The sequence below is a fragment of the Chloroflexota bacterium genome, assembly GCA_026708035.1.
In the GTDB taxonomy this organism is placed as follows: Bacteria; Chloroflexota; UBA11872; order UBA11872; family UBA11872; genus JAJECS01.
Map to the genome: position 1 here is coordinate 16,010 of JAPOVQ010000030.1, position 25,431 is coordinate 41,440.

Genomic DNA, 25,431 nt, shown 5'->3' on the forward strand with positions numbered 1-25,431 from the left:
AAGTCACGGCGCGGCTGTGTCTGAAAGCTGGGGAGCGCTGCCTAGGCTCGCCCGCTCGGCGCCATGATCACGCTGAGCACCCGGCCGTCCTGCTCGGGCATGATGTCCCGCTCGACCACCCCGCTATCGGCCAGCGTCTGCTTGACGCGTTCGAGAATTCGGACCCCGAACTCGGGATGAATGCGTTCGCGAGCGCGAAACCGAACCGTGGCCTTCACTTTGTTCCCATCTTTGAGAAAGCGTTCTAGTCGGCGGATGAGGAATTCCAAATCGTGCTCACGAGTGGCCGGACGAAATCGAACTTCCTTGACCGTGCCGGCCTTTTGGCGCTTCTTGCCTTCACCCTGCTTGCGTGTTTGGTGGTATTTGAATTTGCCGTAGTCAAGGATCTTCGTGACCGGCGGACGGGCGTCCGGCGAAACTTCCACCAAGTCGAGCCCACGCCCCCGCGCCACTGCCAGGGCTTGCTCTGTCGGAACTATTCCGATCTGCTGACCGTCTTCGTCAATCAAGCGAACTTCGCGGATCCGGATCTCATCGTTGACCCGGGGGCCCTTGGGTCGGGTCCGCTGTTCCGCAAATCGATGGTGGGGGGCTCGCAGAGACAACTCCTTGCGCCGAGGCGCGTCGCGTCAACCAATACTTCGATTAACGCTAGCATATGAGGACCGGGGCACTTAGCAACCGCAGGATCGGCCGCACGGCGCGCCCGGTCCCACAGCTCGAAGGAAATAGCTGCGCTTGGTTGACACTGGCCAGGCAAGCCTGAGAGGCGGCACACCCCGCCACGACAGCCCCCGAATCCAGGTTGCCCGTGCACCGACGGCTCAAGCCGCACTCGGGGACCTCTATGTCGTGGTGCAAGGCGGCACGGACCGCCAGGGCCGCACCTTTGCCAGCACTGCGACCACCGCCTACTTCTCAGGTGAGCCCGATGACATCGCCGCGGCGTTGGTCAGCGGCATGCGGCAAGCGTCGTACAGCGTCGCCGTGGCGGCCGACCCGGGCGAGGCGGCGGCGATCGTCGGCGCCACGGGGGCCGTCATCGCCGACGGCATCGTCTACATCGCCCAAGTCATGCCCACGCAGGTCTTCTTCTTGCGCAACGGCACGATCAATGCTCTTCCCAACGAGCCCGATCTCGACTCCGCATACCAATCCAGTCTTGAGGTTGAGCAGGAGGTCGACCTGTTTCGCGCGCAGCTTCAGGACGGTGACTGCCTGGTTCTGGCGTCGACGGACCTCCGGCATGAACTCACGGAACGTGAAATCCGCGGGATGCTGGGCCGGCGCTCGGCCCAGGAAGCGGCGTATGACATGTGCGCCCTCATCGCCCAGCGCGGCGGGCAACAGTGCGAGGTCTTGGTCGTGCAGTTCGCGGACATCTCGGCCCGTGGAGTCCCGACGGGTGACAGGCATTCCCCCGCAGCGAGGGGCGTGCCCCCCATCGGCTCCCTGGACGACGAGGACCCGGAGCTCGGCTACGACAGCGAGCCGGCGAGCCAGTCGCCCGCCGCCAGCCCGGAGTGGCCGCGTCAAGCGGACCCGAGTCTCGGGAGGCGCGTTCAGACAGGTGGGCCCTACGCCGCCGAAGCCCAGTCCGACCTTTCGCGACATCGGGCGGCGTCGGCGCCAAGGAAAACACTGGCACAGCGGATTGTCGCGCTGCCCGTTACGCTCATCACGCTCATTGTGGTGCTGCCGATGGTGGGGGTGCGTGCGCTCGTTGATCTCGTTACCGGCAGAGGCCGCAACCGCCGCGTTCAGCCGCAAGCTGCCGCGCCGGAGCCGCCGGCCGATCAGCTTAGCGACGACTGGGAGAGCCTGCGTGACCTTCGGGCCGCAGGTCCCAGCGTCCAGCGGTCCCCGGTCGATGCGGCGCCGACGGCGCGCCCGCTCGAATACGTAGGCGCCGACTTGCAGGGACACCGCGATCCGCTGCTGGTCCGCCGCCGGCGCTCGTTCCCAGGGCCGGGCACCCTCCTCTTCGGCTTGTCGCTGGCGTTACTCGTGGTCATGGCGGTGGTGCTGATTCTCCGAAACTCGCCTGCGCCGGCTGAGAGCGATCTCATCGAAACGCCCCCGGCCGACGGTCCGGCGCCGGCTGCCACAACCACTCCGGGCAATTTTCAACCCGTTGAGTCAAGCTCACGGGCCACGGAGCTGCTCACCCAGGCCGAGGATCTGTTCCGCGAGGCGCGAGACCGCGGGCCCGAGGAGGGCCGCGCCGCCACACTGTTGATGCTGCGCGACGCCGAAGACTTGGCGAATCAAGCGCTATCGGCAGACACCGCCCGGCTGCTCGATCAGGACATCAACCGTCTCCTCGACGACATCACGCGTGAGGAAGAACGCATCAATCGCGTTTACAAGATCGTTCCAAGCTCAACCATCGACGAGTTCGATAGCGCAGGCATCGGCAGTGCGGTGGAAGCCCTTGATGTTCGACTGGACTCGAAATATGTGATCGATGCTATTTCGGATCAGCTGTTGTCCTATGAGACCGCGCGCCAAGGCGTGTCACTGCTCAGGAAGGGCGACGTCGTCGGTTCGGTGACCGTTCAGGATTTGATCGCCGTCATCGACCGATCATTGAGCCCAATCGTCATCGACAATCGATACAACATTTTCAGCATCGATGAGAGCGATACGGCGCGCCTGCTGCGCATCACCGGCACCGAGGAGTGGCGGACCCCGGTGGCCTTCGACAACTTCAACAACAATCTTTATGTGCTTGACCCAGGCGCGAACACGATCTTCAAATACCAGTGGACGGCAGGCGGATATGAGCTGGGGCCAACGAGCTATCTGGACGCTCGGGATGAAATCGACATCTCAACGGCCATTGACTTCGCGATCGACGGCGACATCTATGTCCTGCTCGAGGACGGATCGATTCTGAGGTTCCGCGGCGGTTCCCAGATCGGCTTCACCATCACCGGGCTCGAGGGTGACGCGCTGCGCGCGTCCCGGATTTTCACCGACGCCGAGTCGGAGAGTCTGTTCCTGGCCGACGTATCCAACAAGCGCATCGTCGAAATCGACAAGCGCGAGGGAACCGCGGGCACCTTCGTCCGGCAGTTCAAATACGCCGGCTCGGATGACTTTTTCGGCGATATTCGCGGGCTCTGGGTCAGTGAAATCGACGGGCGCATGATCGTGCTTGGCAAGGACAGGCTGCGTCAGTTCGTCCTCCCGCGCCTCGCCGACGGCACGGGCGCCTAGACGCGCCGCTGAACTGACGATGGAGCGGGGAACGGGAATCGAACCCGCGTTTTGGGCTTGGGAAGCCCACGTTGGGCCACTCAACTATCCCCGCCGGGAACGGGCCCGCCCGGCGCCCCAAGCTTCACGCGCGTCCGAACCGCCGTCAACTGGGGCCGCTTCGGGTATAGTGCGGCTCGCTGGCTTGGCGCGGGCGGGACCAGCCCTCACGTGAGCGAGCACCACATGGATGACATCGGCACAGTTGCGCAGCGCGTCTCCGATAGCGTCAATCGGGTCATTGTCGGCAAGCGCGACGCCGTTGAACTCACCGTCGTTGCCCTGCTGAGCAACGGGCATATCTTGATCGAGGATGTGCCGGGGGTCGGAAAGACGACGCTGGCCAAGGCCATGGCGCAGTCGCTGGGCCTCACGTTCAGCCGCGTGCAGTTCACGCCGGACATGCTGCCCAGCGACGTGACGGGCGTGACGATCTACAACCAGAAGTCGCAGGAGTTCGAGTTCCGCGCCGGCCCGGTGATGTCGCAGATCCTGCTGGCGGATGAAGTGAATCGCGCCACCCCCAAGACGCAATCGTCGCTGCTGGAGGCCATGGAGGAACGCCAGATCACCGTCGACGGCGTGACTCACACGCTGCCCAGCCCATTCCTGGTCATGGCCACGCAAAACCCCATCGAGTACGAGGGCACCTTCCCGCTGCCGGAGGCCCAGCTCGACCGTTTCTTCCTGCGCGTCAACCTGGGGTACCCGGATCGATCCGACGAGGTCGAGGTCCTCGGCGCCCAGCAGCACACCCATCCGCTGACCGAGGTGCGGCAGGTGGCCGACGTCGACACGATCCTGGCGGCGCAAGCTGCCGTGCGGGAAATCTACATCGACCAACTGGTGCACGAGTACATCGTCGATCTCGTGCGGGCCACCCGCGACCATGGCGAGGTCTACCTTGGAGCCAGTCCACGAGGCAGCCTGTTTCTCTATCGCGGCAGCCAGGCGCTGGCGGCGATGCGCGGCCGGGACTATGTGATTCCCGACGACGTGAAGGACCTGGCCGTGGCGGTGCTGTCCCACCGGGTCATCGTGAGCCCGGCCGCCCGAATTCGCAGCGTCGACACCCGCGACGTGGTGCGGGAGGTGCTGGATACACTGCCAGTCCCCGGAGCAAGCGCCGCCTGACCACATGACCGACGGTTTCCTCGAGTTCGCCCTCGCCGTCAGGACCATCGATGGCTGGGGTTGGTGCGGCGTCGCGGCCAGCGAAGTCGGGCTGGTGGGCGCGACGCTGGCACACAGCCGCGAAGCGGCTTGCGTCACCGCCCTGCAACAGACGTCAGGGGCCGCGCGCACCCGGTCACGAGGGGCGCAGCGCTTGCGCCGACGGCGCGCCGAGCATGACCAGTGGCCGGTCGCGGGACGCGCCGCCTACCAGACGGCCGGCCAAGCGCTCGAAGAGTTGTGGGAGTACCTCACGTCCGGGCGCCAGCGCCTGGACGTCGCCCTGGACCACCGAGCAGGCACCGACTTTCAGCGCCGCACCTGGGACGCCATCCGCGACGTGCCGTTCGGCGAAACTCGCAGCTATGCCTGGCTGGCCCGAGCGGTCGGCAGCCCCCATGCGACCCGGGCCATTGGCCGGGCCGTCGGATCGAGCCCAAACCTCATCTTCGTCCCCTGCCACCGCATCGTCGGCTCACGCGGTCTGGGCGGCTACGTCCGCGGCACCGGCGTGAAGCAGAAGCTTCTCGATCACGAAGCGGCCTGGCCGCGCATGCAGCCCATGCTCGGCGCGTAAGGGCGACCGCCGCTACCTAGAAGTCCAGCCCGATATCGATGGCGCGGGCCGAGTGCGTGAGCGCCCCAACCGAAATATCGTGGACGCCGGTCTCGGCATATTGCCGCACGTTCGACAGGGTCACCCCGCCCGTGACCTCCAGGCGCACCTCGCCGGTGACCACCCCAACGGCGCGCTCAACCTCCGCCACCGGCATGTTGTCGAACAGCAGGGCGTGCGCGCCCGCGAAAACGGCCGCCGCTGCCTCGTCGGGAGTTTCGACCTCAACTTGGATCGCCATGCCGGTCGGGGCTCCGCTCCGCGCGCGCGAAATGGCCCGGACCACATCCCCCGCGGCCGCGATGTGGTTGTCCTTGATCAAGATCGCGTCGTAGAGCCCGGCGCGATGGTTGGCGCCGCCGCCCGTCCGCACGGCGTACTTCTCCAGGGCGCGCAGCGTCGGGGTGGTCTTTCGCGTGTCGAGGATGCGCACCCCGGTCCCTTGCACGGCGTCCACGAAGGCCCGAGTCAAGGTGGCAATGCCACTGAGGCGTTGCAGAAAGTTGAGTGCGACGCGCTCGCCCGTGAGCATGGCGGGGGTTTGAGCGCGCACCACGGCCGCTATTTCGGCGGCCCCGACCCGCGCCCCGTCGGCCGCGGCGGCCTGCACCTCGGCCGCGGCATCCAGCTGGAAAAACACCTCGCGCGCCACAGCCATTCCCGCCACGATGCCGGGTTCGCGGAACGCCATCCGCGCTTCCACGCTGCCGTGCGCATCGACGACGGCGTTGGTCGTCACGTCGCCCGGACCAATGTCCTCGGCCAATGCACGGCGCACGACCTCTTGGATCGCCTCGGGTGCCTGCTCCGGCGTCGCCATCAGTTGCTGCATCATCCATTGACGGGCGGATGGGCCATCCTAGCCCGACCTGCAAGTGGTTTCCGGTGAACGTGAGAAAGCCCGCGCTTCGGCCAAGACTCCGGTGCTAGCCTCGACGGAGGATTCCCGGAGCACCTGAGAGTAGGGTCATGAATCTCCGGCGACTCGTCCTGACAATTTCAATCGCGGTCGGCCTTGCGCTAGCCGTCGCCGCGTGCGACGGCAATAGCTCGCCGACCGGGATTTCAGCTGTTGGCCCAACGGCGAACCTGGCCGCGACCACGGCCTCCGCCAACCTTGCGGCGCCGACGGCGGGGGTTGCGGTCTCCCAGCCCACGGCGACCGCCCCGGCAGTGTCCACCACGCCGACTGCCGCCGTCCCGGCACCGACCGCGACGACGACGCCGGAGACGGCGGAGTCCGCCCTCGCCGGCGAAGACCTGCGACGTGCGGTGACCATTCCGGACCTTGTCGATCTCGCGCGCCCTTCGGTCGTCCACATCGCCACCGAGGTCGCGACGACCGATACCAGTAGACCCCCCACGCCCGGCGGCGGCGTTGGCACCGGGTTCATCATCAGCGCCGACGGCTACATCGTCACCAACAACCACGTGGTGGCGGGCGCCGATCGCGTCGTGGTGACGTTCCCACCTCCCGAAGCCACGGCGACTGACGCAAGCGAAACGGAGGGTCCGCCGCGAACGAGTCGCCGCCATTTGGACCATGCGGTGGATGCGGAAATCGTCGGACTCGATCCGCAGACGGACCTGGCCGTACTTCGCGTCGACGTAGAAGGGCTCACGCCGCTGCCGCTGGGCACCTCGGCGGATCTGCGAATCGGTGAAGTCGTGGTTGCCATTGGCCACGCCCTGGACCTTCCCGGCGGACCCACCGTCACCGCTGGGGTCGTCAGCGCCATTGGACGGGTGCTCACCAACATCGGACCGCAACGCCTCACCCTGAGTGATCTCATTCAGACCGACGCCTCGATCAATCCGGGCAACAGCGGGGGGCCGCTGCTGAATCTCTACGGCGAGGTCGTCGCCGTGAATTCCGCCGGCGCGGGCGCCGCCGAGGGCATTGGCTTCGCCATCGCCATCGACAACGCCAAGCTGGTGATCGACACCCTGATCCAGGACGGCGTTGTCACGCGGGGCTTCATGGGCATTCGGTCAGCCACCATTACGCCCGCGATTGCGCGACAGTTCGACCTGCCGGTCAACCATGGCTTGTACATTCAGGCCATCACCGTGGGCTCCGGCGCGGACCAGTCCGACCTGGAGGCCGGCGATATCATCATCGGCATCAATGACGAAGCTGTCGCCGACATCGGCGAATTGGGCCGCATTCTGGCAAAGTACGGACCAGGCAGTACCGTGACAGTCTGGTACCTGCGGACGGACGCGGGAGACGAGCCACAACGAACCGAAGTCATGCTGGGCGAGCGGCCCGACCGCTAGACGTCGCCGATAGCCGAACACATCGTCCTCGGCAGGCGTCCACTCGGCGGTTTCCTCCTGCCCATGGCTGACGATCTGTTCGAATACGCTTCGCGCGAGACCATCGAGGCCGAAGCGCCGCTCGCGGCGCGCATGCGGCCGCGCAGACTCGAGGAGCTTGTCGGTCAGCGCCATCTGTTGGCGCCCGGGTCGTCACTGCGTGCGTCGATCGAACGCGACGCCATCTGGTCGGCGATCCTCTGGGGGCCGCCGGGATCCGGCAAGACAACGCTGGCACGACTTGCGGCCTCCGCCACCCGCCGGCGCTTCGCTCAGCTCAGCGCGGTCACCTCGGGCGTGCGCGACCTTCGCGATGCCGTCGTCGAGGCCCGCGAGCAGCGGGCGCTGCACCAGGCCAGAACCGTCGTGTTCATCGACGAGATCCACCGGTTCAACAAGGCCCAGCAGGATGCCCTGCTGCCGCACGTTGAAGACGGCACAATCGTCCTTTGGGGCGCGACGACCGAGAATCCCTACACCAGCGTCATTGCGCCCTTGCTCTCGCGAGTGCGGGTGCTCCGACTAGAGCCGCTCTCACGCGACGACTTGCGCGCAATCGTGCACCGGGCCGTCGAGGATGAGAGTCGCGGCCTGGGAGAGTCGGGGCTCACCTTCGACCCAACGGCCGTCGACGCCATCGTCGCCGGCGCCGGCGGCGACGCGCGCACGGCGCTGAACTGGACCGAGGCCGCGGCGCTGCACGCCACGATGCTCGGCGAGGACACCGTGGACGCCACGACCGTTCGTCAAGCCGTGCTCGAGCGGGGCGTCCGCTACGACCGCGCCGGCGACGACCACTACGACACCATCTCAGCGTTCATCAAGAGCGTCCGCGGATCCGACCCGGACGCCGCGCTGCTCTGGCTCGCCAAGATGCTGCGGGCCGGCGAGGCGCCGGAGTTCATCGCGCGGCGACTGGTGATTCTGGCCTCGGAGGACATCGGCAACGCCGATCCGCAAGGGCTCCCAATCGCAACCGCCGCCGCGGCGGCCGTCGAGCGCGTGGGCCTGCCCGAAGGTCGGTACGCCCTGGCGCAGGCAACGATCTACCTCGCCTGCGCGCCCAAGAGCGACGCCGCCGGACGCGCCCTCGGCGCCGCGGAAGAGGCGATCGCCGCGGGAGCGGACCTCGAAGTCCCCGCGCATTTGCGCAACACGCCGCCGCGCGGGCCGCACGAGGTGGACACGGACTACCTGTTCCCGCACGACTACCCAGATAATTATGTCAAGCAGACGTATGCGCCGCCCTCGCTGCGGGAGCACCGCTTCTACGACGGCCGCGGTTCGGGACGAGAATCGGAACTCTGGCGTCGGCTGCAGCAACGCCTCCGCGACGACGGTCCGGAATCAGCCGTGCAGGATCCGGCGCCCTAGACCCCGCCGCTACGTCGGAACAGTCGCCGGATCGTCAATCCGCCAGACCGCGCCGTGGATGGTGGCAACCAAGAGCACCTGGCCACCGGCGGCATCGCGCGCGACGGCCACCGACTCAATCGGGACGCCGTCGAGCTCGGCGACCAGCGGGTACCACAAGCGTCCGCGGTCGGAGGACCGGAGCAGACCGGCGCTCGTCCCCACGAACAGCGTGTTGTCGTCCGCAAAGTCGAGCGACGCGACCACGGTGCGAATCGCCGTTTCCAGACTGCTGGGATACAGCGCGTTCCAGTGACCGACCACCGTGCCGCTGGGCCGCAGCACGTGCGGTCCGGTCGCCAGGCAGAAGAACTCCTCACCGTCGGCGGGCTCTGCATCGGGGACCGTGATCGACGCCCAGTGGTAGGCGCCGTCCTGCTGCACGTAGCGCGACCACGACGCGCCGCGATCGGTGGAGCGGTAGACGGCAATCACGCCTTCTCCGGTCGTTGCGGCGAGGATCGTTCCGTTCTCGGCGAATCGCGGCGAAAACGCCAGCTCCACGACCGCCGATCCGCGAAACCGCTCACTGGCCGCATTCCACGTTTTGCCGGCATCGCTGCTCATCAGCACGTAGCCGCCGTAGCAGCCGAGCGCGATCAGCCCATCCTCGGCGAACGTCGGCGAGAAGGCCGCCGCCATGACCGGATGCTTGGCGGGCACGCTATACGCCAGATTCCAGGATTCGCCGGCATCCGACGTACCGATCAGAAAGTCGGCAGACAAGGCAAAGGCGACACCGTCTTCGGCAAACGCCGGCGAAAGCGCCAGGCCGAGCACCGTGGGTTCGGGGAACCCGCTGGTCACCGCAGACCAATGCCGACCGCCGTCACGAGAAACCAGCACGCCCTCGCTGGCCGTTCCGGCCAAAATCACGCCGTCGCGGGCGAAGTCGGGCGACGGCTGCAGGGCAAGGATGGGCAGGCTCGTCAGGCCGTTGCTGCTCGCCGCCCACTTCTGGCCGCCGTTGGTGGAGCGGATAACGCCGGTGCCGTTGACTCCGGCCAGCACGACCCCATCTCCCGCGGTGGCCAGCGCCAGCAGCGACGCGCTGCGCGCTCCCCGTAGGCGCACGCGCTTCCAGGTCGCGCCGTCGTCTTGCGACCGCCAGAGCGTATTGCCGGCAACCGCAATCGCCGCCCCGTCGGCGCCCCCAACGACGGTGACCGCGTTGATGGGACGGTTCGGCGGCACGTCGTCGATGACATTCCAGGTGGTGCCGTGGTCCTGCGAGCGATAGAGCCCGTGCATCTCCGTTCCTGCAAGCGCCAGGCCGTCATCGAGGAACGTCGGCGACATGGCGATGCCCAGGACCGTCGCGTCGTCGGGAAGGCCAGCGCCTGCCGACCAGGATCGCGCCTGATCGACGCTGCGCATGATGCCGCCTTCGACCGCGCCCGCGAACAGCACATCGGCGGAGTGGGGCGCTACCGCCAACGCGGTGATCAGCGCGTCGGCCAACTCGGGGCCGTAGCCGTTCCACGATCCGCCGCGGTTATCGGAGATATAGACGCCGCGGCCGTCGGTTCCGGCGGCGATGGTTTCGTCGTCGGCGTAGAAGGGGGAGAACGCCAGGGCGGTCACCGTTGGATGCTCGCCCCAGAACATTCGGCGCTCCCAGCGCTCGCCGCCGTCATACGTCATGTGCAGCCCGGAGTCAGTGGTCCCGGCGATCGCCGTCTGGTCGTTGTCGAAGTCCGGCGAGACGGCGACGGCCTCGATGAATGGACTGCGCAACGCGCTCGTCGGGGCCCAGCTTTGACCGGCGTCGTCGGAACGAAATACGCCGGTCAGCGTGCCGGCGAACACCGTGGTCGTGCCGTCCGCGCCCACGACGCTGGACAGCGAGGTGACCGTCCCGCCCTCCCGCGCGGACAGGCGCTGGGCGACGGGTACGCGATCGGACTCAGTCATCGGCGGTGAACCTTAAGCGTTGGCAAAACACGGGCATTCTCCTTGCACACGGTAGTTCTTCGAAGCGCAACCGAAGCGGCAATCCTAACGGTCTACGTAAAGTACGGCGCGGCGTGCTCGCGCAGCCAGTCCAAGCTGGCGGCAACCCAGGCCTCGGCGTCGTGCTCGGGCGGTGCGAGGACCTCCACGCAATGCTGCAGGTTCTCGGGGTCCGGAGCGCCCTGCTGCAACACCTCGAGGATTTCGAGCACCGGCACGTCACCGTCCCCGATCGGCGCGTTGAAGAACCTTGGTTCGCCGATCAGCGTATAGGGCTGCACGCGCATGTCCTTGATGTGCGTCATCACGGTGTAGGGCGCGGCCAGCCGCGCCGCGTCGAGCGGATCCTCGACGACGGAAATCGAGTTGACGAAATCGAAGTTGTGCCGCAGCCAGGGCGACGCGACGGCCTCCATCACCTGCACGAAGTCGGCGACTCGGTAGTCCATGTGCGATTCGGTGGTCAGGACGATGCCCAGCTCTTCGGCGATGGGGATGAGCGACGCCAGGTTGCGGATCATCGCGTCGAGCTGCTCCGCCAGCGGCGGGTCGTCGATGAACCGGTGACGCAACCCGGCCTCGCGGTGGACCACGTTGACGATGGTCGCCCCCGCGGCCGCGGAAAGCTCGATGGCCCGCACGCACCGTTGAAAGTCGGTGCCGCCGCTCCATCCATTCGCCGTCTCGGACAGCCGGTAGGACACCGCGTCGCGGGCGCCGCGCCGCGCGGCCAGATCCGTGGCGCCCCAGGCGTCGGCGTCAGCGGGAAGATCCGGAACGGCAATGCCGAAATACTCAATTCCCGCATCGCGCATGATGCCGCCAAATTGGTGAGCGCCGGCCTCGTCCCCGAACCAGCCGGGGTCCATGTAGAGCGCCGTGAGCCCGTGCACGCGCGCCCGCTCGATCATCCACATTGGAAGGTCGCCCGCAGTTTCCGGCGGATCGACCGACTCGAAATACGGCAGGCGTCCGGTGGAATAGCGGTAGGTCGCGCTATCGGTGCGCAGCCAGGGATACGCCACCCAGCGATAGCTCGCCTGCGAGAGTCCGAGCTTCATGCCGGCTCGAACAGATGCCCGCGCTCGGCGCGCAGCCACTCGATGCTGGCCCGCACCCACACGTCGGGATCGTGATCCGGCGGCGGCGCAACTTCCACGCACACGGGCATCACGTCCGGGTCCGCCGCCTCGGCTTGCACTAGGTCCAGGATCTCAAGAATTGGGACACTGCCCCGCCCTAACGGCGCCCAGGACACCTGCGCCTCACCGGTGCCCGTGGCCGGCTGGATGCGCATGTCCTTCAGGTGCATGTTTACGGCGTATTTGGCTGCCAATCGCGCGCCGTCCATCGGGTCCTCGATCACGGCAATGGGGTTGGCCGTGTCGAGATTGATCCGCAGCCAGGGAGAGTCGATGGCCTCAACCACCTGCACGACCTCGGACAGGCGGTAGTCGATGTGGTTTTCCCACGCCAGCACCACGCCGTACTCGGCGCACACCGGCAGCAGCGATCTGAAGTTGGCCTCCGCCCGCTCCAGCTGAACCTCGATCGGCGGGTCCTTGGTGAAGTGGTTGTGTCGCACCGCCTGGTTGTGCACCGCCGCCGCCACCGTGCCGCCGCCCCACGCGCTGCGCCAGATCTGCTGGATGGTCGAGTGATACTCCCCGCCCTCCCACTCTTCGGCGCTGGCGGCGACGTTGAAGGCCGCATTGCCCACAAACATCACCCCGGCGGCCGCCGCCCGTTCGCGAAAGGCCTGGGCCGCCGCGCGCCCGGCGAACGTCCGCGACGCCACGTACAGCGACTCGACGCCCAGGGACTCCACCCGGTCCAGTAGCCAGTTCTCGAGGGGTTCGTCCGGGTCCGGCGGGTCCAGCGTTTGCAGATAGGGCAGCCGCCACTCGTCCTGGAGGAATATCGGGCGGTCGCGGCGCATGTCCGGGTAGGCCATCCACCGATAGCACGCCTGTGAGATGCCGAGCTTCATGGGCGACTCTTCACGAAGTCTCGCGCAGTGCCTTCCACACCAACTCCTGCGTATCGAGGATGTCGTTGCGGCCCATGGCGTCGGCCAGCGCTTCGGCGTCGATCGCGTCGAGCACGCGCAGCAGGTAGTTGGTGTTGGAGACGAACTGCTGCGCGCTGCGGATGGGCTCCTCGCGCGTCCAGACCACGTCCATGCCCAGGTAGTAGGGGTAGTCGGCCTCGCGCAGCCAGTGGAGCATCTCCAGCGATTCCCACAGGTGGCTGCTGGCGAAGATGGTCGACAGGTCCTGTGGCAGCTGGGTGTCGTTGAGGTGCACGTGATACAGCAGGCCGCGGCGGGCGGCCTCCCACGCCGCTTGCGCTGCGTTCTCGCCGCTCATGAAGGTGTGGCTCACCTCCAGCTGCGCGCCGAGGTTGGGCAGGTTGAGCTCGCCGATGATCTCCAGCGTCTTGCTCATCGAGCCCACCGTGGCCCAGCCGCGCGGGAGGTAGGGCCGGAACTCCAGGGCCACCTTCAGGTCGCCCGCGGCCGCGCAGATCTCGCGCAGCGCGTCCAGCGTGCGCTCGCGCGCCGCGCGAAAGTCCTGCTGAAACGGGTAGTCGGCCCCGTCCATGGGCGTGAACACGTAGACACCCAGGCCGTCGAGCGCGCGCGCCACCTCGACGGCGTGCAGGCACATGTCGATGGCCTCGCGCCGCTCGGCCGCATCGGGCGAGGTATAGGCGGCCCACGGGAACGAGCCGCGAATGTAGGGCTCGCCGTGGTGAATCATGGAGCATTGCAGCCCGCGGTCGTCGAGCCGCTGCTTCACCTGGTGCGCGTTGTCCAGCGTGACGCACGTGCCGCTGAAGAACTCGATGCCCGCCAGGTCGGGAATCTTGTCGACGGCGCGAAACGCCTCGTCGATCTGGTCCATCGAGGGGCCGTCGACCATTCCCAGATGGTGATACAGACCCACGGAGTATCGCGGCGCCCAGTCCATACCCACTGCTCCTAGTAGTAGCCGAAGCCGCCGTCGGCTTTCGCCGGCACGGGGCGCCGCCACGATTGGTAGGGGTGCTGCTCGACGAGCGCCTCGTTGAGCGTCACGCCCCAACCCGGACCCTGCGGCAGTTTGACATAGCCGTCTTCGATCTCGATGCCGCCGTGAAGAAAGCCTTGCCGCAGCGCGCTTGCCTGGGCCCGCGGACCCACGGTCTGCGGCGACTCCATGATGAGAAAATTGGGCGTGGCCGCGCCGAAATGCGCCGTGGCGACGCTGGATAGACCGCCGAAGGGGTTGTGCGGCGCCAACGACAGCATGTGCGCCTCGGCCAGCGCCGCGATCTTGCGAATCTCGGTCATGCCGCCGCAGAGCAGGATGTCGGGCTGCAGCAGGTCGGCGCCCTGCGCCTCGATTAGCGCCTGAAACTCGTGTTTGCCATAGAGGCTCTCGCCCGTCGCCACGGGCAGGTTCATCGCCCGCCGCGCCTCGGCCATCACGGTGTGACTGCCGGGCCGGATCGGTTCCTCGATGAACATCGGCCGGAAGGGCTCGATCGCCCGCGCCAGCTCGGCGGCCTTGGCCGGCTCCTCCAGCTTGGCGTGGAAGTCGACGCCAATCTCCGCCGCGTCGCCCACCGCATCTCGCACGGCCGCAACGCGCTCCGTCACCAGCCGGATGGCCTGTTGCCACGGCAAGCGGTCGTCCTCTGGCGAGTAGGGAAACAGCTTGAACGCCGTGAAGCCATGGTCGCCCGCCATGGCCTTGGCTTCCTGGGCCATGTCCGCCGGCTCGCCGGTGACCACGTCGAAGTAGACCCACACACGGTCCCGATAGGGGCCGCCGAGCAGCTGATAGACCGGCTGATCGGCCAGCTTGCCCGCCAGGTCCCACAGCGCCAGGTCGATGCCGCTGATGGCCGCCCAGCCGACCGCGCCCGCCGGAAACCGCAGCCCGCGATAGCACAGGTGCCACAGCCGCTCGCGGCGCGTGGCGTCCTGCCCCACCAGCCACTCGCCGAGGTAGCGCACCGTCTCGGCGACCGCCAGGTCCGGACCGGCGGCGTAGGCCTCGCCGAGGCCCACCAGCCCCGACTCCGTCGTGATGGTGACGTAGTTGGCGTTGTGGTGCGTGTCGGAGGCCGTCCGCACCTCGACGGAACGAATCCGCACTAGGCTCGCCTCACCAATGCCGCGCCGCGCGCGAGCCTAGACAGTAGGGCCCGTCCCGTCCAGCCAAGGGGCGAGGCGGTGTTGGGGTATCTCAACTTCGTCATTCCGGCGCACACGGGAATCCAGATTCAGCCCGATTGCGCAAGGCGAGACCACCACGCTGGAGCGGTGCAGCCATTGGACCACCAGCCGGTCCATCAACTAGGGGGTCGGCGGCATGGGGCCAGCGGAGACATCACGCCAGGAGACGTAGACAGACTCTGCTCATGGCCGCAACGCTTGAGCTTCAGCTAGCTCCGCAGGCCGGCACACCGAGCTCGCCGAGGTCATTGACCTCCACCTCTTGCAACTCTTCGGGGATGCAACCCGCGACTTGGTTGCTCCCGCCGAGCATCAGCACGTCCAGGTTGGAAAGGTAGCCCAACTCAGGTGGAATCTCCCCACTCAGCCGGTTGTCGTCGAGCCGCAGCACGGTCAATCTGGAGAGACGATTAGCGCCGGTGAGAGACAGCCGACCCAGTTCGGGCGGAATCGCTCCATGCAATTGGTTGCCATTGAGCCCCAGTCGAATCAGGTTGGCGAGGCGTCCCAGCTCGGGCGGGATCGGCCCGCTTAACTGGTTGTCTCCGAGTAGCAGATATGCCAGGCGGGAGACACGCCACAATTCGGACGGTATCTCACCACTTAGCTGGTTGCCTTCCAGCGACAGAAACCCCAAGTTGTCAAGACCGGAAAACTCGGACGGAATCGCCCCGCTTAACTGGTTCTTGCTCAGATCCAACACTGCCAGGTTCGAGAGTCTGCCCAGTTCCGGCGGAATCACCCCGCGCAATTGGTTGTCGGCGAGCCACATCCGCTGCAATCTGGCGAGGTTACCCAGTGCGGATGGGATCCCTCCATGCAATTGGTTGCCATGCAGATACAGTCTTGTCAGATTAGAAAGACGGCCCAACTCGGCTGGGATCGCGCCGCTGAGCTGGTTCTCCCTAAGCCCCAGTTTGGTCAGGTTTGCGAGGCGGCCCAGTTCAGGCGGGATCGATCCGCTGAGCTGATTCTCGCTGAGCCACAACTCCGTCAGGTTGGTGAGGTCGCCCAACTCGGGCGGGATCGTCCCGCTGAGCCGGTTCTCGCTCAGCGTTAGCAGGGTCAGGTTGGCGAGGCGGCCTAGCTCGGACGGGATCGATCCGCTGAGCTGGTTCTCACTCAGCCACAACTGGGACAGATTGGTGAGGAGGCCAAACTCGGCTGGGATCGCCCCAGTCAACTGGTTTTGCTCCAGATGCAGCACTCGCAGATGGGTGAGGCGGGCCAGTTCGGACGGTAGCTCGCCATGCAGGTGGTTGTCGCCGAGCCGCAGCCACGTGACCCGCCCGCCGGCGGTGGTGACGCCGTACCATTCGTCGATTGGCGCCTCACTCAGCCACTTGCTGTTGTTCGCCCAGTTCGGTCCGTCGGTCGCGTGGTAGAGCGCGGCTAACGCGGCTCGATCAGCGGGCGGCGCGGGCGTCTGGACCGGCGCCGCGACGCTCGAGCCTCCGTCAGCTCCGCAGAATGGCAGACCGAGTGCATCGAGATCACTGAGCGCTACACCCTCCAACTGCTCGGGAGCGCATCCGCTGAGTTGGTTGCCTCCGCTAATCAGCAGCCATTGCAGCGTGGAGCCATGGCCCAGATCGGGCGGGATCGATCCGCTGAGCTGATTCTCACTGAGATCGAGGTGCGTCAGCCTCGTGAGTCTGTAACCCAACTCGGGCGGGATCGCCCCATCGAGTCGATTGTCACCAAGCCCCAGTTGGGTCAGCCTGAGGAGGTCGCCCAGATGGGGTGGGATCGCCCCGCTAAGCTGGTTCCCACTGAGCCCCAAGTGCGTCAGCTTAGCGAGGCCGCCTAACTCGGGCGGGATCGTCCCGCTCAGCTGGTTCTCATTGAGCCATAGCTGTGTCAGGTCGGTAAGGCGACCTAGCTCGGGTGGGACTATTCCCGTCAACTGATTCGCATGCAGATTCAGGAATTCCAGGTTGGCGAGGCGGCCCAGCTCAGGCGGGATCGTCCCACTCAACTGATTGCGCTCGAGCGACAGCCATTCCAGGCTGGAGAGACTACCCAGCTCGGCTGGGATTACCCCCCTGAATTGATTCCGATCAAGCGCCAGCCATGTCAGGCTCTCGAGACGCCCGAGTTCCGTCGGAATCTCTCCGCTCAGCTGGTTGTCTTGGAGTTGCATTTGCCTCAGCTGCGAGAGGCTGCCCAGTTCGGACGGGATCGCCCCGCTGAGATGGTTCTCCTGGAGCCGCAACTGCCCCAGTTGGGAAAGGCTGCCAAGTTCGGGCGGGAGCCCCCCACTGAGTTGGTTTTCCTGGAGCCACAGAATCCTCAGGTTGGCGAGGCGGCCCAGCGCGGGCGGAATCGCCCCGCTGAGTCGGTTCTCCTGGAGCCACAGCACGATGACGCGGCCGGTGCGATCGGTGGTGACGCCATGCCATTCGCTGATAGGAACGTCGCTCAGCCAGTTGCGGTTGTTTGTCCAGTTCGGCCCGTCGGTCGCGTGGTAGAGCGCGACCAGCGCCTCCCGGTCGGCGGCGGAGGTGGCGAGTGCAGTCGCAGCCGCCGGCGCCGGGCCTGACGCCTCACGGGTGTCGGCGGGCGCGTCGCACGCAGCCGTCGCGAGCGCGAAGGCGAGCATGACCGCGAATGTGACGGGCCGGAGAGTCACTGATACGGCCTCCTCGGGAGGTGAATGCATGTCGAGCCGAGCGCTGACTTTGATTCTCAGCAGTATGCAGATGTCGTCATGATTCTCCAGAGCCGTCATGGTCACGTTATATCAACGAAATCCGATTGTGCGCAGGCATGCGCGCCTCGGGCGGGGACCGTGGATGCCCATGACGTCCCAATAGGCAACAAGGAGTTGGTGGATGAAATGTCCCACCAAGTCCACGGGTGGAGGAGACTTTGGCAAGGGGCTGATAGCGCGAACCCGGCAGGAGCCGCCTGAGGCTGAGGCACGCCAACCTCGTTCGGCGGAGCCGCCCGGCTGCGAATCGAGTCGGCTTGTGAGCCCGTGGAACTGCTGAACCGAGCCAACTGGCGTCGCGAAGGGCGCCACCGATGGCCTCACCGGAAGCACTTCGGCGGATTTGGCGGCACCCGTCCGAACTGCGAGCGCCGAGGCTCCACGACAATCGGGTGAGCGGCGCGAGCCCTTTGGCTCCCGGCCCGTGGAGCCCCGAAACAACTGCCGAGCGGACCCGACTCCTGGTCGGCCTAAGCCCCGTTCGCGGCCATGGGCAGCGCGCCGCCGGCCTCCTCGATGTCGTCCCAGAAGTGGCAGGACACGAAGTGACCGTCGCCGACGTCCCTGAGCTCCGGCTCCTCCGTCGCGCAACGATCCTGGGCCCACGGGCAGCGGGGATGGAAGCGGCAACCCGACGGCGGGTTCACCGGGCTGGGCACGTCGCCGGTGAGGATGATGCGCTCGCGCTTGGCTTCCAGGTCGGGGTCCGGCACCGGCACCGCGGACAGCAGGCATCGCGTGTACGGGTGCAGCGGGCGCAGATAGAACTGCTCGCTGGGCGCCATTTCGACAATCTGGCCGAGATACATCACCGCGATGCGGTGGCTGATCTGGCGCACGACCTTGAAGTCGTGGGAGATGAACAGGTAGGCCACGCCCAACTGCTGCTGCAGGTCAAGCAGCAGGTTCATGATCTGCGCCTGGATCGACACGTCCAGCGCCGACACCGGCTCGTCGCAGACGATGAACGAGGGCTGCACCGCTAGCGCGCGGGCAAAGGCGATGCGCTGGCGCTGTCCGCCGGAGAACTCGTGCGGGTAGCGACTCGAGAAGCGAGGATCGAGCCCCACCAATTCCAGCAGCTCGCGTACGCGTTCGCGGCGCTCCTCACGCTTCCCATGCAGGTCGTGCACCTGCAGCGGCTCTTCGATGATCCGCCCGACGGACATCCGCGGATTCAGCGAGCCGTACGGGTCTTGGAAGATCATCTGCATCTTCCGGCGGGCGCGCCGCTGGTCGTCGCGGGAGAGCTGCACGAGGTCGTTGCCCTCGAAGATCACCTCGCCCGCCGTCGGCGGCTCGAGCTGCATGATCGTGTTGCCGGTGGTGGTCTTGCCGCAGCCGGACTCGCCGACCAGGCCCAGGGTCTCGCCCGCATTCAGCTCGAAGCTGATGCCGTCAACCGCCCGCACCAGCCCGGACTGGCGGCGAATGATGAAGCCGCGCATGACGGGGAAGTACTTCGTAAGCCCCTTGACCGTCAGCAGCGTTTCGCCATTGGCGGAGCCGTTGCGGCTCGAAGCGGTGGACATCGTCTCGCCGGCCCTGGCTTCACTCATCGCAACTCACCCGTATCCACGTCCACCCAGCAGCGGAGCGAACGGCCCTCGCCGATCGTCTCCACGGGCGGCATTTCCTCGATGCACTTGTCCTTCACGAACCGGCAGCGCGGCGCAAATGGGCACCCGACCGGAAGATTGGTCATGTCCGGCGGGGCGCCGGGGATGGCGCTCAGCTTGTCTCCCCGCGCCGCGGAGATGCTCGGCATGGACTCCAGCAGGCCGATCGTATATGGATGCTTCGGCGTATAGAACACGTCCCGGGCGGGTGCGCGCTCGACGATATATCCGCCGTACATCACCACGATCTCCTGGCAGAATCCGGCGACCAGCGCCAGGTCGTGGGTAATGAGGATCGCGGCCATGCCCAGCTCTTGGCGCAGACTCGAGATCAGCTCGATGACCTGCGCTTGAATGGTCACGTCCAGCGCGGTCGTGGGCTCATCGGCGATGAGCAACTGCGGCTCGCAGGAGATCGCCATCGCGATCATGGCGCGCTGTTGCATGCCCCCCGAGAGCTGGTGCGGGTAGTCGTTGGCGCGTTCGGCGGGCGAGGGAATGCCTACCCGATCCAGAAGCTCGACGGTGTGGGCGCGGGCCTCGTCCTTGCTCACGCCCATGTGCAGCCGCTGCGCCTCGTCGATTTGCCGGCCCACCGTCAGCACCGGATTGAGCGAGCTCATCGGGTCTTGAAAGATCATTGAGATCCTTCCGCCGCGAATTCCCCGCATCTCGTTGGGCGGAATCTGCAACAGGGACACCCGCCCGGCACGCGTCTCGATGATTTCCTCGGGATCGACATCCATCACGTTGGTGTCGCCGAACATCACCTCGCCGCCCGTGATCTGACCGGCGGGCTGAGGAATCAGCCGCAGCAGGGCCAGCGAGCTGACGCTCTTGCCGCTGCCGGACTCGCCCACGATGCCGAGGGAGCCGCCCGCCGCAAGCTCGTAGGCAATCCCGTTGACCGCCCGAACGATGCCCTCGTCCGTCTTGAATTGGACGGCGAGATCCTTGACCTCGAGCAAGTGGCCGTTTTCGCTCATGCCGTTCTCGCTCATGTCGCCTGCTCAATCACTTGGTCCGCGTGCCTCGGCAGCCAGTAGTCGTGATACCGATCATCGCACTCCACGGAGCAGAAGCGCATGCCGCCGGCGCTCACCCACACGTCGCGCGGGACTACCTGGCCGCATAGCTGGCAATTCGTGACGCTAGTTTGCCACCAATCGCCCTTGTGCTCCTCCCAGTGTCCGCCGGTCTCGGATCGGGGCGCTGCGGCGACGAGCTCGCGCGATTCGTCGGTGACGGTCGGCGCCGCGGGAGCCGGGGCGTCGGCGCGGAGGCTCGCCGTCTCGGCGGCATCGATCGTCAGCGTTCCGTTGAGGCGCTGCAGCGCGACGCCGTAGATGTCGCGCGCGGCCGTCTCCGACACGAATCCCTCCAAGACATCCCGTCGCACGGCTTCCGCGGCACGTGTCCTCGGGTCGCCGTAGCCTCCCCCGCCGGGACTCGCGAGCATAACCTGATCGCCCTCTTTCAGCACAATGTTGGCCACGCGCGAGTTGCTGGCCGTGCCGTATTCCTCGCGGAATGTCACGAACGTGTCTTCCCCGGCGCGCTTGACGAGCAGCGCCGATCGCTGCCCGTCCTCGCCGCCAAAGAGGCCCCAGGCGCCCGACACCATGCGGTCGAACAGCGCCGACACGGTGATCTCGGGCGCTCGCACCTCGAGAATCCGCTCCGAGCCAAGCCCTCCCCGCTGCATGCCGGCGCCGCCGGAGTCCTGCCGCAGGCGATAGGACCGCTCCAGGAATGGATATCGCGTCTCAAAGATCTCCACCGGCGTCGACGGGCAGTTGCCGTTGGGGATCACCTGGTTGCTGTTGCCGTCCGCGTTCGCGCGCCCGCCCCAGCCCACGCCGTCAAAGTGGTAGTGCACGTAGTAGCGGTCGGTGTCCGGATGCGTGCCGCCGAAGAGAAAGTTGCAGGAGGTGCCGCCGGTGTCGGCCGAGACCCGGTCCGGCACGGCCTTGGAGAGCGCGCCGATCACGATGCCCCACACCCGTGGATGCGTCTCGGTGTTGCCGCCAACGCACGGCCCGGGATGGACGACGTTGGTGATCGTGCCCGGCGGCGCGATCACCGTAATCGGCCGATAGGCGCCGTCATTGTGGGGCACGTTGTTGTCGGCAAAGTGGAACACGGCGTTGTAGGTGCCCGAGGCGGTCACGCCGTAGGTGCAGTTCAGCACGTGCTCCGCCTGCGGATCGCTCTCACTGAAATCGGCCACCAGGCTCCCGTCGGAAACGACAAGCCGCAGCCGAATCCAGTCGTGCAGCGGCACGTCGCGGGCGTCCTCCATGTGGCCCTCGAACGTGTACTCGCCGTCGGGAATGGCGCGAATCTCATCTCGCATCCAGCGCTCGGCATAGTCGAGCAGCTCGTCGCTCACCTGCGTGATGCGCTCGACGCCGTAGGCGTCCAGCAGCTCGTGCGTGCGCTGCTCGGCCACGTTCAGCGACGCCATCATGGCGTGCAGGTCGCCCCAGGTGTAACGCGGCGCGCGGTGGTTGGACATCATGATGCGCCACACGTCTTCGTTGTATTCGCCGCCGCGCATCAGCCACACCGGCGGCAGCCGCAGGCCCTCCTGGTAGATCTCGGTGGCGGTGGCCGCGAACCCGCCGACGGCCAAACCGCCGATCTCCACCAGGTGCGCGATGTTCGCCACGTAGCCAAAGATCTCTCCGTCGAAATAGACCGGCTTGATGACCACGTGCTCGGGCATGTGGACGCCGCCGCGGTACGGGTCGTTGTGCACGATGATGTCGCCCTCGCGCACGTTCTCCTCGCCGATCTCGGCGATGAGCCACTTGACCACGAAGCGAATCGCGCCCACCTGGGCGGGACAGAACTCGGTCTGGGCGAGCATGCGTCCGTGGCGATCGAAGAGCACGCACGAGAAGTCGCGGCTCTCGCTGAAGATCGGCGAGTAGGCCGTGCGCATCATCGTGGTTCCCATCTCGCGGCAAATGCCGACGAGGCGGTTGTAGACCACGTTCAGGGTGACGAGGTCGACGCTGGATGGGGCGCTGGACGTTGTCATTGATAGCGTCTCCCTACACACCTTGCATTCATGCGGACGCCTCGGTCCATTCGAGCACGGCCGTGCCATGCGGGCTGACGGTCAGAAGTTGACCGGGGTGGACGACGGTCGTTGAGTCGAGCTCTTCGATGATGGCCGGCCCGGTGATGCGGTCGGCGGGCGAGAGGTCCTCCCGGGCGTAGACCGCGCATTCGACCGGACCTTCCGACGAAAACCACACGTCGCGCGTCCCGGCCGGTTCCGCGGGAGGCCCCTCCGGCAGCACCGGCAACGCCGGCTTGGCGGTGTCCCCAAACACGGTGACGTTGAACTGCACCAGCTCGATGATCTCATCCGGGATGCGGTAGCCGTAGGTGGCCTCGTAGTGCGTCTCGAACGCCGCAAGCAACCGGGACAGCGATTCAGACGTGACTTCGCCGCCGGGGATCGGGATTTCTTCCTCGTAGTTCTGACCGAGGTAGCGCATGTTCACGGACCGCTGAACTTGCGGCGTGCCCGCAAAGCCCTCGTGCTGCAAGTCGGCCGTGGCCTCCGCCACCAGCTCGTTGAGCCGCGCGTCAATGGACGGCGCGTCCAATCGATCCGACCGAAGAATGTGCGTCCAGGTCTTGTCCACGCGCATGTCGGCCAGCAATGTGCCGAAAGCCGAGCAGAGACCCGGATGCGGCGGAATCAGCACTCGCCGCGCGCCGATCACCTTGGCGATGGCCGCCGCGTGCAGCGGGCCGGCGCCGCCAAAGGCCACCAGGCTGAATTGCCGCGGATCCAGACCACGCCTCACGGTGAGCAGGCGCATGGCCTCTGCGATGTTCTCGACGGCAATGTCCAGCACGGCCTGAGCCGTGGCCTCCGGCCCGAGGCCGAGCTTGCCTCCCAGGTCGGAAAGGGCCCGATGCGCGAGGTCCGCGTCGAGCCTCACCTCGCCGCCCAGGAAGTTCTCGGGATTGAGCCGGCCCAGCACCACGTTGGCGTCCGTGACCGTCGGCTCGGCACCGCCCTGCGCGTAGCACGCCGGCCCCGGCACGGCGCCGGCGCTCTGCGGCCCGGCCTGAAGCAATCCACCGCGGTTGATCCAGGCAATGGACCCTCCGCCCGCGCCCATGGTCGTCATCTCGATGAACGGCGCCGCGACCGGCAGGCCGAATTCGATTTCCCAGGCCGTCGTGTAGCCGATGGCGCCGTCGTCCACTACGCCGACGTCGGTGCTGGTGCCGCCCATGTCGAAGCTGATGATGTTGTCGTCGTTGAGCGACTCCGCGTAGTACTTCGCCGCGATGATCCCGCCCGGCAGGCCGGATAGCACCGTCTGCGCCGGCCGGTCGGCCGCGGACTCCGCCAGCATTTGGCCGCCGTTGGACTTCATCACCGCCCACGAGCGGGTATTGCCCCACGCGTCCAGGCCCTCATCCAACGCGTGGATGAATCCCTGCAGCAGCGGCCTGATATAGGCGTCGGCGATGGTCGTGCTCGCCCGGTCGTACTCCCGCCAGATCGGCGCGACCTCATGTGAAAGCGAAATCGACAGCTCGGGGAATTCGCCGGCCAGGTATTCGCGAATCTTGCGCTCGTGGTCGGGCTTGACGTACGAGAACAAGCAATTGACCGCCACGGCGACGGCGCCATTCGTCGATTCGTCCAGCCGGGCGCGCAGCATGTCGCCGAGATTGCCGAGGGCCTCCGGCGTCAACGGGTCCACCACGGCGCCCATGTAGTCCAGCCGCTCCGCCACGCCCAGGCAGTCCCGGCGTGTCACCAGAGGCTCCGGTCGCTCCCAGTCGAGGTCGTAGTGAAACTTGCGATCGACCCGCTGTAGGAATGGCACGTCCTCGAATCCCGAGGTGGTCACATACAGCACGCGGGCGCCCTTGCGTTGGAGCAGCGCATTGACGCCGACGGTGGTGCCGAGCACGAAATAGCCCACTTCGTCGGCGGGAATGCCGCTGTGCTCGATCGCGTCGAAGATCGCGTCGCTCGGGGAATCGGGCGTCGAGGGCCGCTTGACGATCTGCGCCTCCCCCGTCGCCTCATCGAGGGCGACGAAGTCGGTGAAGGTTCCGCCCGTGTCGATACCGATGCGAATCGCCAATGCGCGCCTGCCTCAGATCACCCGATATTGGGGCTCGTCGCCGAGCAGGATACGACGCACCTCGGCCACTGCCGCAAGTTCACAGTCCAACGCCGCGGTTTCCGACTTCCAGGCAATGTGGGGCGTGACGATGAGGTTTGGCTCGCGAAGGAGTGGATGGTCGAAGTCCGGCGGCTCGGTCTCGAACACGTCGAGACCGGCCCCGCCCAAGTCGCCGGAGGCCAGCGCACGTTGCAAGGCATGGTGATCGACGATGCCGCCGCGCGACACATTGATGAGAAGCGCACCGCGGCGCATGCGAGCGAACTCCGGCGCGCCCAGCATGCCCCGCGTGTCGTCCGTGAGCGGCACGTGCACCGTGAGCGCATCCACCGAACCGAGCAGATCATCGAAGTCGCTCGCCACGCGCATCTCGGCACCCGACGGCGGAGTGAGCCGATCCGCCGGAAGGAAGGGATCGAAAACTACCAGCCGCATGCCAAACCCCGCGGCCAGCGCCGCGGTCGCCCGGCCGATGCGCCCATAACCCAGCACCCCAAGCCTCGAGCCGCGGAGGCGCCGCGGTCGAAACGTGTCGTCGTAGGTGCGCCACAGATGGCGCTGGCGCACGTCGGCGTCCGAGTCCGTGACACAGCGCGCCAGAGCCAGCAGCAGCGCGATGGCGTGCTCGGCGACTTCCGAGGTGAACGCGTCGGGCGTATGCGCCACCACCACGCCGCGCTCCTTGGCTGCGTCCAGATCGACCTTCTCCGTGCCGACGCCGTAGACCACGACGCCGCGCAGCTTTGGCGCGTGATCGAGCAGATCGCCATCCACCGGCGTCAGCTCGGTCAGCATCACGTCGGCGTCGAATATGGCGTCGTAGAGTTCGGCGCGCGGCGGCGCGCCCAGAAACATCATGTCGGCGATGTCGGCAAGCGCCTCGGCCTCTCGATCGTGATGCGGCAGCCCCGCGCCTGCGGACACCACGCGAAACCGACGGCTCATCGCAGGGGGACAACCAC

At 66.7% G+C, this 25,431-nt stretch carries 18 protein-coding genes and 1 tRNA gene; 5 read left to right on the plus strand and 14 right to left on the minus strand.

The window, feature by feature from the left end; all coding sequences use genetic code 11:
* Nucleotides 1-41: 41 nt before the first annotated feature.
* The gene (gene infC / locus OXG33_12475; GenBank protein ID MCY4114731.1) at nucleotides 42-608 is read right to left on the minus strand and encodes a translation initiation factor IF-3; all 567 of its coding nucleotides are present in this window, start codon (nucleotides 606-608) and stop codon (nucleotides 42-44) included.
* Nucleotides 609-741: 133 nt separating this feature from the next.
* On the opposite strand from infC, the gene OXG33_12480 reads away from it, so the two are divergent.
* Nucleotides 742-3,225: a hypothetical protein gene (locus OXG33_12480; protein MCY4114732.1), complete on the plus strand. Its 2,484-nt coding sequence runs from the start codon at nucleotides 742-744 to the stop codon at nucleotides 3,223-3,225.
* A 20-nt stretch (nucleotides 3,226-3,245) separates the two neighbouring features.
* Here OXG33_12480 and OXG33_12485 read toward each other — a convergent pair.
* Nucleotides 3,246-3,319 (minus strand) — tRNA-Gly (locus OXG33_12485).
* A 131-nt stretch (nucleotides 3,320-3,450) separates the two neighbouring features.
* Here OXG33_12485 and OXG33_12490 point away from each other — a divergent pair.
* Nucleotides 3,451-4,398 (plus strand): MoxR family ATPase, encoded by a 948-nt coding sequence (locus OXG33_12490; GenBank protein ID MCY4114733.1) that lies wholly within the window; start codon nucleotides 3,451-3,453, stop codon nucleotides 4,396-4,398.
* A 4-nt stretch (nucleotides 4,399-4,402) separates the two neighbouring features.
* Entirely contained in the window at nucleotides 4,403-5,014 is a 612-nt protein-coding gene (locus tag OXG33_12495) for a methylated-DNA--[protein]-cysteine S-methyltransferase (GenBank protein MCY4114734.1), read from the plus strand.
* A gap of 16 nt (nucleotides 5,015-5,030) precedes the next feature.
* Here OXG33_12495 and nadC read toward each other — a convergent pair whose 3' ends face one another.
* Nucleotides 5,031-5,873, minus strand: coding sequence for a carboxylating nicotinate-nucleotide diphosphorylase (gene nadC / locus OXG33_12500; GenBank protein ID MCY4114735.1), 843 nt, complete (start codon nucleotides 5,871-5,873; stop codon nucleotides 5,031-5,033).
* 149 nt (nucleotides 5,874-6,022) lie between these two features.
* Here nadC and OXG33_12505 point away from each other — a divergent pair, with 149 nt between their 5' ends.
* Nucleotides 6,023-7,333, plus strand: coding sequence for a trypsin-like peptidase domain-containing protein (locus tag OXG33_12505; GenBank protein MCY4114736.1), 1,311 nt, complete (start codon nucleotides 6,023-6,025; stop codon nucleotides 7,331-7,333).
* 63 nt (nucleotides 7,334-7,396) lie between these two features.
* A complete protein-coding gene (locus OXG33_12510; GenBank protein ID MCY4114737.1) occupies nucleotides 7,397-8,746 on the plus strand; it encodes a replication-associated recombination protein A in 1,350 nt (449 codons plus the stop codon).
* Nucleotides 8,747-8,755: 9 nt separating this feature from the next.
* Here the strand turns inward: OXG33_12510 and OXG33_12515 are convergent, their stop codons facing one another.
* The 11 genes from OXG33_12515 to OXG33_12565 all read right to left on the minus strand — a co-directional run bounded on the left by OXG33_12515 (nucleotide 8,756) and on the right by OXG33_12565 (nucleotide 25,414).
* A complete protein-coding gene (locus OXG33_12515; protein ID MCY4114738.1) occupies nucleotides 8,756-10,699 on the minus strand; it encodes a hypothetical protein in 1,944 nt (647 codons plus the stop codon).
* Between the two features lie 92 nt (nucleotides 10,700-10,791).
* A complete protein-coding gene (locus OXG33_12520; GenBank protein ID MCY4114739.1) occupies nucleotides 10,792-11,799 on the minus strand; it encodes a TIM barrel protein in 1,008 nt (335 codons plus the stop codon).
* Nucleotides 11,796-12,728 (minus strand): TIM barrel protein, encoded by a 933-nt coding sequence (locus OXG33_12525; protein ID MCY4114740.1) that lies wholly within the window; start codon nucleotides 12,726-12,728, stop codon nucleotides 11,796-11,798. The genes OXG33_12520 and OXG33_12525 overlap by 4 nt, the downstream gene beginning before the upstream one ends.
* A 10-nt stretch (nucleotides 12,729-12,738) precedes the next feature.
* A complete protein-coding gene (locus OXG33_12530; GenBank protein MCY4114741.1) occupies nucleotides 12,739-13,710 on the minus strand; it encodes a sugar phosphate isomerase/epimerase in 972 nt (323 codons plus the stop codon).
* Between the two features lie 11 nt (nucleotides 13,711-13,721).
* Nucleotides 13,722-14,882 (minus strand): mandelate racemase/muconate lactonizing enzyme family protein, encoded by a 1,161-nt coding sequence (locus OXG33_12535; protein MCY4114742.1) that lies wholly within the window; start codon nucleotides 14,880-14,882, stop codon nucleotides 13,722-13,724.
* Between the two features lie 286 nt (nucleotides 14,883-15,168).
* Nucleotides 15,169-17,595 (minus strand): hypothetical protein, encoded by a 2,427-nt coding sequence (locus tag OXG33_12540; protein MCY4114743.1) that lies wholly within the window; start codon nucleotides 17,593-17,595, stop codon nucleotides 15,169-15,171.
* A gap of 551 nt (nucleotides 17,596-18,146) precedes the next feature.
* Entirely contained in the window at nucleotides 18,147-19,208 is a 1,062-nt protein-coding gene (locus OXG33_12545) for a dipeptide ABC transporter ATP-binding protein (GenBank protein ID MCY4114744.1), read from the minus strand.
* A 23-nt stretch (nucleotides 19,209-19,231) separates the two neighbouring features.
* The gene (locus tag OXG33_12550) at nucleotides 19,232-20,296 is read right to left on the minus strand and encodes an ABC transporter ATP-binding protein (protein ID MCY4114745.1); all 1,065 of its coding nucleotides are present in this window, start codon (nucleotides 20,294-20,296) and stop codon (nucleotides 19,232-19,234) included.
* Nucleotides 20,293-22,341 carry a hydantoinase B/oxoprolinase family protein gene (locus tag OXG33_12555; protein ID MCY4114746.1) on the minus strand — a complete coding sequence of 683 codons (2,049 nt, stop codon included), beginning with the start codon at nucleotides 22,339-22,341 and terminating at the stop codon, nucleotides 20,293-20,295. The genes OXG33_12550 and OXG33_12555 overlap by 4 nt, the downstream gene beginning before the upstream one ends.
* 28 nt (nucleotides 22,342-22,369) lie before the next feature.
* Entirely contained in the window at nucleotides 22,370-24,427 is a 2,058-nt protein-coding gene (locus OXG33_12560) for a hydantoinase/oxoprolinase family protein (protein MCY4114747.1), read from the minus strand.
* 12 nt (nucleotides 24,428-24,439) lie between these two features.
* On the minus strand, nucleotides 24,440-25,414 hold the full coding sequence (locus OXG33_12565; GenBank protein ID MCY4114748.1) for a C-terminal binding protein: 975 nt from the start codon (nucleotides 25,412-25,414) through the stop codon (nucleotides 24,440-24,442).
* Nucleotides 25,415-25,431: the final 17 nt, after the last annotated feature.